The sequence below is a fragment of the Microcoleus sp. B5-D4 genome (genome assembly GCF_036705145.1).
Lineage (GTDB): Bacteria > Cyanobacteriota > Cyanobacteriia > Cyanobacteriales > Microcoleaceae > Microcoleus.
In genome coordinates this window covers 1-12,733 of sequence record NZ_JAUBTV010000133.1, presented here as the reverse complement: position 1 = coordinate 12,733, position 12,733 = coordinate 1, and the positions used below count along the sequence as shown (strand labels likewise).

The window sequence follows — 12,733 nt, the reverse complement described above, 5'->3', positions numbered from 1 at the left end:
ATTATTATCTCCGATGATTCACTTTTACTTCCTCAATCCGCGTATGTGCCAGTTGGGGGTGCGGAATGTGGGTTAAACCCTGCATTAGCGATCGCCGGATTCTCATTCATGTACTTGAATGTCTCTGTGAGGTAAGCCGCACTCTTCAATGCAACATCGTTGCCGTAATAAGGCGGCGGGCCTTGTAGCTTGAGTTTTTCCACTTGTTTCGTGTCTCCGCGTTTCTGTGCCAAACGCAGAGCAAAATCGTAGCAAATTAGATCATTCTCCAGAAACGCCACCATTTGCCCCGTGCCGATAAAAGCATGAAACAATTCTGGGTAACGTTGCACCACCATGATGCCAAGGGCGCTACCCCACGACTCGCCCAACACATAGACTTTTTCTTTGCCAAAGCGTTGTCGCAGGTTTAAGACCAATTCGCGAGTATCGGTGATGTAGCGATCGGGTGTTAACTTAGAACGATCGACTGCATCGAAGGATTTGCCTGCTCCCGGTTGATCCCAATTGACAACAACAAAGCGATCTTCTAGCCCCGCTAGTGCGCGTCTTGCAGTGACGAGTTGGCTACCGCCGGGCCCGCCAGCCAGAAAGAGCAACACGGGATTGCGCGAGTCTTTGCCGCGAATCGAGATCCATTCCTCGGAACCGCCGAGTTTCACTTTTTCTAGTACAGCAATGCTGTTAGGAATGGGCTTGCTGTTGACATCCAGAATGGGTGGTGTGGATGCGAATAGTTGTGAGGCGAAAATGGCAAGAAGGGCGATTGAAATAGCTCCTGCAAGCTCGGCAAGCATCACGCGCACGGTAAAGCCAAGCCGAAACATCGCAATCAACAGAGCCATCTCTGCCATTGCAAATAGAATCAGGATAGATACGGGAACAGTGGTGCTAATCGGCAGCAATGCTACTGGTAAAATCGTCAGAGCGATCGAGATAAACACCAGAATTCGCAGTGCTGTGAGAACGATCGCATTCACAATTTTTAGTTTTGCGAGCTGATTTTGCTTGTGGGCATGAATAAGTTGACTCATGATAAATTACACTATTTAAACAATTGCATCAGCTTCAGATATTGGTGGTACATAATAATTGTGAACATTTATGTCGCCCTACTCACTAAGTAGCTATTTGGGGTTTTTCCCTACCAAATTGCCACAGCAAGATGACACCCAAGCCGAACAGATTGACTAGGAAAACTACTAACCCTCCGAAAAATGGAATTAGTGTCATAACTGTCAGGATCGCCAAACCCACCAAGAACTGCTGCTGTAAAGACCAATTACTATTACGGAATAGGCGTTGACCGACAAAAAGTGCTATGCCTAATGATCCGACTAGAGCAGTAATCACCGCAGTCAGACTCAGAAGTGGAATCAGAGGAATACCAATGAGCGTAATCGCTAAAAACACGGTAGCAAAGACAAAGGAAACGATCGCCCCGATTCCCCATAGAGCAGTCAAACCGGGGTGTTGACCAAATTTTGTCGCCAAATTTGGCAGGAACTGTGGGCTGGTCTGTAAGATGATCAGTCCGAGAATAGCTGCTACTACAGCGGAACAAGTTCTAAAAATGGTACTGAAGAAATAGTGCGCGAAGAAGCTACTTCTGCCTCGATTGGAGCCATACATCATGCCATGTCGATCGCTGAATGTAGCGCGTTCACCACCAATAATCGCACCTGCTTCCTGTACGATTTTGCCGCCAAAAGAGTAAGCATCACCTTCTACCAGCGCTCCTTTTTGCAGGATGACATCTCCGCCAAACGCGATCGCAGTATCTACAACTTTGGCATTAGGGGATACCGTAACACTCCCGCCAAAAGCGAGGGCATTTTCGACAACTTGGTTCTCTGGTACGGTTACGCTGCCACCAAAGCGGATGAGGTTGGTATTGTTGATATTTATATCAGTCTGCGCCAGGGCATTGCCTGCAAATATTAAGCAAATGGTAGTTAGAAAAGCCAGAATTAATTGTTGCCATTTCATAGATTTCAGCCTGGTCAAAAATTAAAAAATTAACTATCTCTCATAATATTGAACAAAAATGAATAAACTGTGAAGAACGTTTGAATGAGATGACTTATAATCGACCAAATCATCCAAGCGATTAAGTATGCAAGTCCGAAATACGTTAGTAATTGTTTCAATTGAAAGTATTGCTTAACACAGAAGGGCTTTCTTACGACTATATGCTATTCCTAAAATGACGGATACTATTAGCTCGATGGAAAAAACAACAATTACTTTCCAATTCAAATTTAGCTGCAAGGCTCCGTTATTACCTATATATAAAGCCAACCCAATACATTCATTGAACCAGGCGTGACTTAACACACAGAAAAATAAGTTATTTGTGTATTTATACAGAGTTGTAAAACTGGAAGTTAAAATTATGCCTGAAAAGAGATACAATCCAAATGGAAATGAACTTTGAATTGTCCCTTTTCTAAACCATAACGGCAAATGCCATATGCTCCATATAGTTCCTACCATAAGGATAGAAGGTAAATAATTAACTACCTTTTCTAATTTAGGCTGCAAAATTCCACGCCAACCTAATTCCTCTAATCCACCACCTAAAAGGATAATTAGTGGTAGATTAATAATTACAGAAAGAATTGATATAGGCTTATTGATTCCAAAGGCAATCCAAACCATAAACAAACGCCAAATTGAAAATAACCCAAATATCAGCCACACTTTTCTATTTAATTTTTTGCCGAAGAGAAATTTAACAAAAGATTCTTCACCAAAATCCTCATTGAACTGTCGATAAATAATATAAGAACTAATGGCTGGCCCTAAATTGCCGATTGAGTAAGGTATCCAAAATAAAGGCTCACCATACCAAAGAGCATTAAAATATCTGTTCCCAATGATGATAATTATCCAGCACAACCATGTGATGCCAAAAGTGTAAAGTAGAAAGCATCCAATTTGCTTTAGCCATCGCTTCTTTTGTTTCATATTTTTATCTCTCGTTAAGTTTTTACAAAATTATTTTATAGGTGCTGCTCCCCAAGTTTTTTGGTTGTTGTTATGTTCATTAAATAACCGCCTAAGCCTGTTATCCATAGCACAATAGGATAAACAAGCCATCTTTCTGTTCCACCCAAGCCAATAAAAGGAACAATAATATTAGGGGCAAACACAACAGCACACCATGTTATTAAGGAAATAGTTCCAAAGACAATTCCGATAAACTTAAATGGAGCAGAAACAATTTTAAAAGACATAATAGCTGATACTCCACCCGATATAAAAGTGAGTAAAGAGAATATTCCGTGGTAGGGGACTTTATCACCAGAAAAAATTCCAATGCCCACAAGACCTAAGCTAAATAGACCAAGTGGAATACTAACGAGCAGTTTTTTGAAGTATTTATGCTGATAAAATGTTGCTGTCAAAGTCATTAAGCCAGATAACAGCATGGTGATATTAAAAATGGTGGCGGATGGTTGATAGATTAAGCTGTTGGGTGGTTTTGTTGCCCCAAGATCACTGATTTCGCTGTTAAAGGTCGTGTAGCCAGATCCAGATGGGTATAGTGCTTCAGCAGTGATGATGCCCATTAAAGCAATTGAACCAGCAAGAAAGAGTAATAGACCAGAAAGTTTTAGTTTATTCATGACAGATCATCCTACTTAACTTGTTGAGAGCCTTGCGTGTATTTATATCGAGCTAATGTCTCTGAGCCCACAGAAAAATTACAATAGCCGATTTCACCTTTATTATTTTTATGGCAAAGACAAAAGTGCGAGATCCCTTTTTGCGAATGTGCGATCGCACTCCCCAGCAGGATCAAGCAAATCCCTAATAAATTCGAGATTTCTATCCAAGTAAAAATGTATAATCTGGAGATGATGGTAATTGATTCAAGGTCAGATTTCCGCCGCCTTCAATAACAGCGATCGTATCAAAGTTACTGGTTGATAGCACTCCATTTATAGCGTTTATAAAGCCCTTCGTTTGGATAGCTAAATCTCGACCATTGTTAATGGGAAACACCGATAATATATCTAAGTAATAATTTGATAGTGTTAAAGATCCTGCTAGCTGAATAGTATCCTGACCTTGATTAAAGTTCCGAATTGTAGCAAAACCCGGCCCGATATAAAACTGTGTCGATCCTAGTAGCGATCCCCTACGGGTTATGTTCTCCTTACCAAGCGCAAATGTATCGCGGCCGCTACCGCCAATGAGAATATCGAATTCATTACTGCCATCACTTTCATAAAGTCGAGTGCTTCCAAAGCCATTACCTGTAGCTAAACCTACTTCAACTGCAATTAATTCAACTTTCCCCACCCCGGAACCGGTGAGGATGTCATTCCCAGAACTTCCGACAAAAGTCGCAGACCGGCTTGGCTCGTTTTTCCCAAAATTGAAGTAGTGTTCCCGACCAGTTTTCAAGGTTCCAGAGTTGACAAATGGCACAATATCGGGGTTTTTCCGTAAGAATTCTGTTTCAAAAAATGAAGTTCCAAAACGACCTTCTTTTACCCCGAATTGAATGAAGTGCTGGTAGCCTGATTTGAAAGTTCCGTTCTGAATAAACGGCAGTAAATCTCGGTTATTTGCTAGATAAAACGTTTCGTCATACTCAGGCGATACGGGGGTACGACCTTCTTCGTAACCTAATTTGATAAAGTGGTCTAGTCCGGTTGCAAAAGGCGCGTTTGGGTTGCTAGGAGTGCGGACTAAGGCAGCGATGTCTGGGTTGCCAGCGAGGTAAGTAGCTTCGTCAAAATACCGCGATACTTTAGTTAGGCCGGCGGCTTGACCGAATTTTTCAAAGTGTTCTTTCCCAGATTTGATGCTTCCGGCATCAATGGCTGGTTTCAGCCACGGATATTGGGCGAGGTAGTATTTTTCGTCGAAAATGTCGTAATTCATGGTTGCTTTCTTAAAAAAAGTAAAGTACAGTCGTGAAAGGCGAGTTGTTGGCATCGGCAAGTGCGATCGCAGATTTTGTTGAATGTGCGATCGTACTCCCAGCAGCGATCGGGCAAATCCTGAATAGCTTCGAGATTTCTACGTAAGTAAACGTGTGAAACCAGATCCTGGTGATAGATTCAAACTGAGATTTCCGCCACCTTCAATAACACCAATTGTATCAAATGGACTGGTTGAGGGAACAGAAACTCCATTCTCAAAGGTGGGATAGCCTTTCCTTTGGATAGCTAAATCTCGATTATTGTTGATGGGAAACACCAATAACTGATCTGAGGAATCCACTAATAACTGGATGCTATCTTGACCTTTGGTAAAGTTCCGAATTGTAGCAAAACCCGGCCCAATGTAATACTGTACTCCACGCAATGACACATTACGGGCGAAGGCTTGATATTCGCCCAACACAAATTTATCACGACCGATACCGCCAATGAGAGTATCAAATTCATTGCTGCCATCACTTTCATACAATCGGGCACCGTAATGAGGTTCTACACCTATTTCAACTCCAATTAATTCGGCATTCCCCACCCCGGAACCCGTTATAATGTCATTGCCGGAAGTTCCAACAAAAGTCGCAGAGCGGCTTGGATCGGAACTTCCGAACTTGAAGTAGTGTTCGCGACCAGTTTTTAAGGCTCCAGAGTTGACAAACGGCACAATATCGCGGTTTTTCTGTAAGTAGTCCGATTCCAAAAATGAAGTTCCAAACCGACCGTCTTTGATTCCGAATTGAATGAAGTGCTGGTAGCCATTTTTAAAAGTTCCATTCTGAATAAACGGCAGTAAATCTCGGTTATTTGCTACATAAAAGGCTTCGTCATACTCAGGCGATACTTGGCTGCGACCCTGTTCGTAACCGTATTGGATAAAGTGGTCTAGTCCGGTCGCAAAGGGCGCGTTTGGGTTGACTGTGCTGACGAAGGGTGCTATCTCTGGATTGTCGGCAAGGTAGGTAGATTCGTCAAAATAACGCGATACTTTAGTTAGGCCGCCTGCTTGACCATATTTTTGAAAGTGTTCTAGTCCAGATTTGATGCTTCCTGCATCAATGGCTGGTTTGACCCAAGGATATTGCGAGAGGTAATATTGTTCGTCAAAGATATCGTAATTCATCGGTTTGATTTTTTGGAGTTAGTTAATGAGCAGAAATTGTTTGCCACTCTTGAATCGCCGTCGATGGGATTTGTAACTCGATCGCTGAGCCAGTTACCATCGGTAAAGTTAGGTGAAGGGGAATTTCAGCCTGCAACTGCGGTAGGACAGACTTAATGTCATATTCTGCGACATTCGCTGGGGTTGGTGTGTCCTTAGAAATTTCGCTAGAAATATCCTTGGCGGTTAGAGTTTCGCCCATAGATGTTGTCAGAATCAGCGGTTGAGTGCGATCGAATTCCACCGCACCAGGAAAGCCCACGACGCGCAGAGAGACAGTAGAACTACCTTCAGGATGGATGCGTTTGAAGGATCTCGCCTGCCAAGAATTTCCGTTCTGATCTTGCAGTTTTTGCCGGGATTGATACAGCATCTGCCCTGGATATTCTTCGATTTCCGTCACAGCAGCAAAAGCAGGTAAGGGAATACAGACAATCAGTAAAACGCAGATCCAAGCAGCCAGCAGCCAGCGCATCGGGCGAATTTTAGGGTAGTTAAAGTAGATAAAGTTTATCACAAAAGTCCTCAAAAAGTTAAAATGTCTTGCAATTCCAGAGTCAAAATTTTTGGATTTTCATCCTAATTGTTTTGGTGCATTAGCTAGAGGAGATCGCCTCTCCTGCGTTTTTCCAGCCTGCAAAACTTGGCGGAAATCCCTGGACATTTTCATAGCCCAATAGGTGCAATGTCATTACTCCCATTGCCGATCGATAGCCCGTTGAACAGTACAAAACTACGGGGCGATCGCGCGGAATTCGATCCAGATTGTGTGTTAGTGTTCGGAGCGGAATATCGATCGCATTAGCGATATGTCCCGATCGATACTCCGAGGGTTCGCGCACATCCACCAACAGGGTTTGAGGGTTCTCTAAGAGGCTTTTCAACCCTTCGACATTGGCGATCGTGTAATAGCCTGCTGGAATCGACGTGAGAAAGCGATCGACTCCCGATTCCAGATTCACGGTTTTTTCAGAGATTGTTTGCATTTTTTCTTGAAAGATTGGTTCAGTTTCTATGAAATTTGCTGCGAGGATCGGGTTTTGCCCAATACCAACCAAGAGGAAAAAACATAGTGCAAATCCCAGTAATATAGTCTGAATTGGTTTCTTAAAGCTCATAGATTTCTCCGGAAATGGATTGTTAAGGGTTCACTCTGTCAGCCAGATATTTCAGCACCATGTCAATCAATTGATTAGGGCATTAAATATATAGCCGATACTAATAATTCCAACAGTCATTAACCCAATAAACACGGCTAAGAGTTGAGGTTTCAAAACTTTTTTGAGAATCACCATTTCAGGAAGCGATAATGCTGTCACAGCCATTGTGAAGGCCAAAACTGTACCCATTGGCATTCCTTTATTGACTAAAGCTTCGGTAATCGGCATTACACCCGCAATGTTTGCATAGAGTGGAACACCCAAAATTACCGCGATCGGCACTGCTAAAGGATTATTTGCGCCTGCATATTGGGTGATAAAATCAGTCGGCACATAACCATGAATCCCCGCCCCGATCGCAATACCACCCACGACATAGAGCCACACCGATCGCACAATGGAGCTCGATTGGAACCATCCTTGCTCAAATCTTTGCCCCCAACAAGTTAGCATCACTGGTTCTAGATTGTCCTCATCACCTAGAGGTATTTCTTGATGAGATTTTTGCAGTTCCCAAACACAGGGTTCCACCCATTTTTCTAATTTTAGTAATCCGATGATATATCCAGAGGCGATCGCCAAACCCACCCCAAAACCGATATAGATGAGCGTCACCTTTAGTCCAAACAATCCCCACAGCAGGATAACAGCAACTTCATTCACCATTGGCGCTGCCATCAGATAGGAGAAAGTCACGCCTAAAGGTACACCTGCTTCTAAGAAGCCGATGAATAAAGGAACCGCAGAACAAGAACAAAATGGCGTGACAATTCCCACCATTGCCGCCAAAATATTTCCTGCAAAAGTGCGCTTTCCTTCTAGCAAAGAGCGAACGCGCTCTGGTTCTAAAAAGCTTTGAAATGTCCCAACAATGAAGCTAATTACAATCAGTAATGTTAAGACTTTTGGCACATCGTAAAGAAAGAAGTGCAGACTCGATCCTAAATGCGATGAAATCGACAACCCCAAAAGTTGGGTGACAATCTGGGTTGCCAACCAATCAAACGGATAAAATGGATCGAACATAACTTTGCCTTTTTAACGCTGCAATAGGGGCTGAATTTGTTCGGGACTGATTACTTGACCTTTGCTGACAACTTTGCCATTGATTGTCATAGCGGGAGTAGACATCACACCTCGTTTAGCAATTTCGATTGGGTCGGTAATATGTGAAACTTCAGCAGTTAAATTTAGATTTGCTACAGCTTCTTTCGCATTTGCCTCTAGCTGTTGGCATTTTTTGCAACCTGTACCCAAAATTTCAATCTTGATGGCATTCATGACATAACTCCTTTTTTGTATTCTCTAATTCAATTCTCTCTCAACTGAATCCAAGCGATCGCTAACGTTGCTTAACTGACCCCACGCCCCCCGAGATTCTCGAACTTGAGGAGAGCCAATATACTCTATTGAACCCACACCGGATACAGTTGCATCTAACTGCTGAGTGACATTAACCACAGCACTTCCAACGCCGCTATTCCGAACCGTCGCCTGCTTAGTCTTGAAATTCTCACCTTGGAAACTTCCAACCCCGGAAATATCTAGTTCCAGCACATCGACACTTCCGGCGATTGTCATGCTACCTACCCCATCAAGGGAAATCGACAACTGTTTACCTTGGATATCCTTTACATCAACACTACCGACACCATGTATATTCACGCTCTCTAAGCTGTTCACCTCCACAACGAACTCAATGGGCTTGGTGGGATTCATATGGGTATCTTTCATGATGGTGAGATACAGAACATTGTCAGCTACACGACTTTCTAGCAACGGCAGAATGTTGTCGTCGGCGGTAATCGTGAGGGACTCTTTTCCCGTCTGCTGTATCGTGATTTTACCTACGGATTTACTAGAAATGGATGAGAATCGACCTACTTCTCTAGATTCGGTCTTAACTATTCCAGAGCCTCTAAGCCCACCCAAACTGAGAGAGCAACCTGTGAACAGGCTCAAAGCTGTTAAACACGCAACCAAACCGTATAACTTCGATCTCATTGTTTTGCCTGCTATATAAATCCTTAGTCCTTCACTTTTCATCGAAAAGATTTCTGGGAAGCTTCTGGTTTAACACGAGGCGATTCTTGTGTTTTGTATAAGCAAAGTAACTAGCAATAATCATCAGCCATCCTGGAGCCGCAAGCCATAACCAGAAACCAGGAAGTAACTTAGTTAATAGAAGATGACTATAGGGACTACTACCATTGGGTAACGCCAGCCAGTATGCTGATATTGTTCCTGTAAAGCCGACAATAATTGCAATAAAAGCAGAAACTATTGAAAATTTGTATTTTTTCTGTACAAACAATTTACAGGAAAACCAATAAAGCGGATTGGCTAACCAGCCAATAGCTGGAATTTGAAGAAAGAACAATCCAAGTAGTCCCCAAATTGTAACTTCAACCCCCTTCATAACAGAAATAAAACTTGTCTGCTTTGTCTGGTTGTCAACTATATCAAAAGCAAGTGCTGGCAAGCTAAGTGCTATTATGTAGAGCAACAAAGATATTCCCCAGATAACCAAGCGTTTATCAAATAAAAGTGGCTTTTTCATGGGTGCATTTTGATTGCGATCGCGTCTTTCTATTAATTCAAGATTCCTAACACCATGATTGCTCTCCCGGAGGATTGTGCAGTAACTCCCGAATATTGGCTTCGATCACCCGGTAGCCCACATTGCCGTTGAGTCTCTGCCGTCCTTCATTAAAAATCAGGGTGGGGCTGACTGTAACCGTATGTTCTTTGACTAATTCAAAATCCTGGGATAGTTTGGCATAAGCCTCACCACTCTCGATCAGAGCTTCGATAGCAGCGATCGGCAGTCTTAACTCCTCCGCAATTCCAAATTGCACCTTGCGGTCAGAAACATCTGCCAGTTGGGTAAAAAACGCCTCCCGAAATGCCCAGGTTGCTTTTTCAAATACCTGTTGATTTCGCTCTACTAAATCTTTCGTTTCTAGTAGTTGAATCGCATGGAGAAACAAATGACAGGATGTCGATGAAAATGGTGTTGCCTTAGTCCAAATATCAGGATGAACGCTGATGTGATCGAACTTTTTCGCAACATCCTGGACATGATCGCTGTATCCTTGCAAACCACCGCGATCGCGCCATCGGTTTTCCAGCTTTTCACGAGCAACACCAAAGACAGGGACAAAGTGCTGTGCGATGGCAATCTTGTCTTCAAAGGTTGTTTTTAACTCATCCAAACGAATCTGAGCAATATAAGCCCAAACGCAGAGAACATCGGAAAAGTAAAAAATACGAATCGGTTCCATATCACTTCATCCTCAAACCCACCAGGGTTTTTCTCCAGTGCGGGGATCGTTTTGCGTCCAAGGTGAGATCAAAATGCTGTTATCGATCGCCACAACCTGAACAATCTTCAGCGGTAGAGGAGCCGGGCCACGCACCACCGTCCCATCAGGGGCATAGCGGGAACCATGACAGGGACATTGAAACTGCTCATCCATTGGATTCCAGGGAAAGGTACAACCGAGGTGAGTGCAGTTATCAACAATCCCTATGCTGTCTAGGGTGCCATCTTCTTTGACAATCAAGTAGGTGGGTTCTCCTGCCAGACCTGCAACTAGGGCACGGGTTCCCGGCAGTTCTGCCAGGATTTGTGAGGCTGGAATTAGATTTCCTAAAACATCTTTAGCAAGAATGGCTCCCCCCGCTCCCGTTTCTGCGGGCGGAATGAAGAATTTGCCCGCAGGATAGAGCGCGGCACCTGCGATGGCAGCGACGGCGGCTCCGGTGATGAAATTGAGTAGTTGCCGCCTCGATAGAGACGGACTTTCGAGAGGAAAATTATTGTCCATGATGAAACTCCTTAAGAGTTAATGAATGAATTTTTCTTTCATTTGCTCTTTCGTCGGGCTGGTACGAATTCCCAGAAGGCTATAAAGACCGCAAAAACCGACCAGAGCCGTCACCAGCAATACGCCACCTGCAACGACTAGACCAATCCCCAATCCTGTACCGCTGTAAAGGAACAGTCCTAGGTAAAATAACACCGAAGCCAACAACAGGCGGATCAGGCGATCGAGGCAACTAATATTCGTTTTCATAGCTGTCTGTAATCTCCCATGTAAAACTGATTGCAAAAAACTGGTCCAGTCATGTAATAAGCGACTTTCACGGTATTGCAACACTTGCGTTGGTAACTCTTTTTATTATAACAAATTATTTACATAAAACTGATCTAAATTGTCATAATAAATGATATTTATAGATAAATTTCAAACAAAATTTCTCTTATGGATGACGTGAAATTGCTATATACAATGGCAAGATAAATTTAATAGATACGAAAACTTTGGATATAACCGTATGAATTTGGAAAATTTAGCGGCTCTCAAGCCCTATCTCAGCTTTTTTCACCCCATTACCATGTGGCTATTACTGGTTATTGCCCTCGATGCCTTGTAGTTGGGTGTGCAAATTCGGCGGACGAGGCTGGCAGACGGAGATATCAAGAAAGAAATGGTTAAAGGTGGGTTTGCTATCCGCCATCACCAAATTGGCTCTATCCTCCTAGCATTGATGGTAATTAGGGCGATCGGCGGAATCACTGTTACCTACATTAATAATGGCAAGATTATGGTCGGCCCTCGTTATAAACCGAAATTCGTAAGCCGCGCGCACCAGGTTTGTTACTGCGTTTATTGGGTTCGAGAGTAATATAATTTCGGTAGTTCATAGTTCAAATTATAGGCAAGATAAGTCTAAAAGCAAGCAACAAAGATTTGTGTCAAAACTTTACATCTCCCGATCGAACGCCGATTCTCGTTGCTTTAGACACCTCATAACTCGTTCCGTGACCGAGACTGATGCGCCTTGAGCTGTGCCCGTAATTGAGCAATTTCTTGAGCCATATCGAGCACCATTGCGGCTCCGACTAAGTTCAGCCCCAAGTCTTGACGCAATCGCTGAATCTGAGCAATACGAGCAATCTCGCGGGAATGCAGCAGGTCGCCGATCGCGTCAATGATACCCAACTTGACATAAACCTCGACAACCGTAATCGAGGTCTCAGTGATCAATGCAGCATATTCAAAGGTATAGAGTTGCTCACCTTCGGGTGAAACCACAATTTTTGAAAGGCTAAAGCTCATAACTTAATTTCCTCTAACTGGGTACGGGGGTTAAAACTCGTATTTGCCTGGATTTTTTCGTAGCATTCTTGCTCGATCGCACTTAAGTCTTTTGGCGTGACAATTAGAAGTTTGGCGAGTAAGTCACCGCGTCCCCCTTTTTGCAATGTCCAGCCTTTGCCGCGCAGTCTGAGCGATTGTCCCGATCGCACTCCTTTAGGAACTTTCATCGTCACGCTACCATCGGGAGTTGGCACGCTGATTTCCGCCCCTAAAACCAGGGTAAGCTCATCTAATTTGGTATAAATTGTACTTGACAAAACAAACAAAATACACAGGTAGCCCGCTCGTCAT

At 43.3% G+C, this 12,733-nt stretch carries 18 protein-coding genes; 1 reads left to right on the top strand and 17 read right to left on the bottom strand.

The features are described from left to right. Window positions 1-32 precede the first annotated feature (32 nt). The 15 genes from QUB10_RS32430 to QUB10_RS32360 form a co-directional block, all read right to left on the bottom strand. Entirely contained in the window at window positions 33-1,034 is a 1,002-nt protein-coding gene (locus QUB10_RS32430) for an alpha/beta fold hydrolase (protein WP_333207227.1), read from the bottom strand. Window positions 1,035-1,119: 85 nt separating this feature from the next. After that, window positions 1,120-1,989 carry a hypothetical protein gene (locus QUB10_RS32425; protein ID WP_333207226.1) on the bottom strand — a complete coding sequence of 290 codons (870 nt, stop codon included), beginning with the start codon at window positions 1,987-1,989 and terminating at the stop codon, window positions 1,120-1,122. Window positions 1,990-2,163: 174 nt separating this feature from the next. After that, entirely contained in the window at window positions 2,164-2,970 is an 807-nt protein-coding gene (locus QUB10_RS32420) for a CPBP family intramembrane glutamic endopeptidase (RefSeq protein ID WP_333207225.1), read from the bottom strand. A 35-nt stretch (window positions 2,971-3,005) separates the two neighbouring features. Then, window positions 3,006-3,632: a DUF998 domain-containing protein gene (locus tag QUB10_RS32415; RefSeq protein WP_333207224.1), complete on the bottom strand. Its 627-nt coding sequence runs from the start codon at window positions 3,630-3,632 to the stop codon at window positions 3,006-3,008. A gap of 202 nt (window positions 3,633-3,834) precedes the next feature. Continuing rightward, entirely contained in the window at window positions 3,835-4,899 is a 1,065-nt protein-coding gene (locus tag QUB10_RS32410; RefSeq protein ID WP_333207223.1) for a calcium-binding protein, read from the bottom strand. 138 nt (window positions 4,900-5,037) lie between these two features. Then, the gene (locus QUB10_RS32405; RefSeq protein ID WP_333207222.1) at window positions 5,038-6,075 is read right to left on the bottom strand and encodes a calcium-binding protein; all 1,038 of its coding nucleotides are present in this window, start codon (window positions 6,073-6,075) and stop codon (window positions 5,038-5,040) included. 22 nt (window positions 6,076-6,097) lie between these two features. Continuing rightward, window positions 6,098-6,631: a DUF3122 domain-containing protein gene (locus tag QUB10_RS32400; protein ID WP_333207221.1), complete on the bottom strand. Its 534-nt coding sequence runs from the start codon at window positions 6,629-6,631 to the stop codon at window positions 6,098-6,100. A 79-nt stretch (window positions 6,632-6,710) separates the two neighbouring features. Continuing rightward, window positions 6,711-7,100 carry a rhodanese-like domain-containing protein gene (locus QUB10_RS32395; RefSeq protein WP_333207220.1) on the bottom strand — a complete coding sequence of 130 codons (390 nt, stop codon included), beginning with the start codon at window positions 7,098-7,100 and terminating at the stop codon, window positions 6,711-6,713. 198 nt (window positions 7,101-7,298) lie between these two features. Next, entirely contained in the window at window positions 7,299-8,300 is a 1,002-nt protein-coding gene (locus QUB10_RS32390) for a permease (RefSeq protein WP_333207219.1), read from the bottom strand. A gap of 12 nt (window positions 8,301-8,312) precedes the next feature. Further along, window positions 8,313-8,555: a thioredoxin family protein gene (locus QUB10_RS32385; protein ID WP_333196002.1), complete on the bottom strand. Its 243-nt coding sequence runs from the start codon at window positions 8,553-8,555 to the stop codon at window positions 8,313-8,315. A 24-nt stretch (window positions 8,556-8,579) separates the two neighbouring features. Continuing rightward, a complete protein-coding gene (locus QUB10_RS32380) occupies window positions 8,580-9,278 on the bottom strand; it encodes a GIN domain-containing protein (RefSeq protein WP_333207218.1) in 699 nt (232 codons plus the stop codon). 31 nt (window positions 9,279-9,309) lie between these two features. Further along, a complete protein-coding gene (locus tag QUB10_RS32375; RefSeq protein WP_333207217.1) occupies window positions 9,310-9,834 on the bottom strand; it encodes a hypothetical protein in 525 nt (174 codons plus the stop codon). 46 nt (window positions 9,835-9,880) lie between these two features. Beyond that, window positions 9,881-10,558 carry a DsbA family protein gene (locus tag QUB10_RS32370; RefSeq protein ID WP_333207216.1) on the bottom strand — a complete coding sequence of 226 codons (678 nt, stop codon included), beginning with the start codon at window positions 10,556-10,558 and terminating at the stop codon, window positions 9,881-9,883. 12 nt (window positions 10,559-10,570) lie between these two features. Further along, entirely contained in the window at window positions 10,571-11,104 is a 534-nt protein-coding gene (petC, locus tag QUB10_RS32365; RefSeq protein WP_333207215.1) for a cytochrome b6-f complex iron-sulfur subunit, read from the bottom strand. 18 nt (window positions 11,105-11,122) lie between these two features. Continuing rightward, window positions 11,123-11,353, bottom strand: coding sequence for a DUF2892 domain-containing protein (locus tag QUB10_RS32360; protein ID WP_333207214.1), 231 nt, complete (start codon window positions 11,351-11,353; stop codon window positions 11,123-11,125). A 367-nt stretch (window positions 11,354-11,720) separates the two neighbouring features. On the opposite strand from QUB10_RS32360, the gene QUB10_RS32355 reads away from it, so the two are divergent. Next, entirely contained in the window at window positions 11,721-11,966 is a 246-nt protein-coding gene (locus QUB10_RS32355) for a DUF4079 domain-containing protein (RefSeq protein ID WP_333207213.1), read from the top strand. 122 nt (window positions 11,967-12,088) lie between these two features. Here the strand turns inward: QUB10_RS32355 and QUB10_RS32350 are convergent, their stop codons facing one another. Together QUB10_RS32350 and QUB10_RS32345 are read right to left on the bottom strand one after the other, a co-directional pair. After that, window positions 12,089-12,400 carry a chaperone modulator CbpM gene (locus QUB10_RS32350; protein WP_333134847.1) on the bottom strand — a complete coding sequence of 104 codons (312 nt, stop codon included), beginning with the start codon at window positions 12,398-12,400 and terminating at the stop codon, window positions 12,089-12,091. Beyond that, on the bottom strand, window positions 12,397-12,717 hold the full coding sequence (locus tag QUB10_RS32345) for a DnaJ C-terminal domain-containing protein (protein WP_333207228.1): 321 nt from the start codon (window positions 12,715-12,717) through the stop codon (window positions 12,397-12,399). The genes QUB10_RS32350 and QUB10_RS32345 overlap by 4 nt, the downstream gene beginning before the upstream one ends. Between the last annotated feature and the right edge of the window lie 16 nt (window positions 12,718-12,733).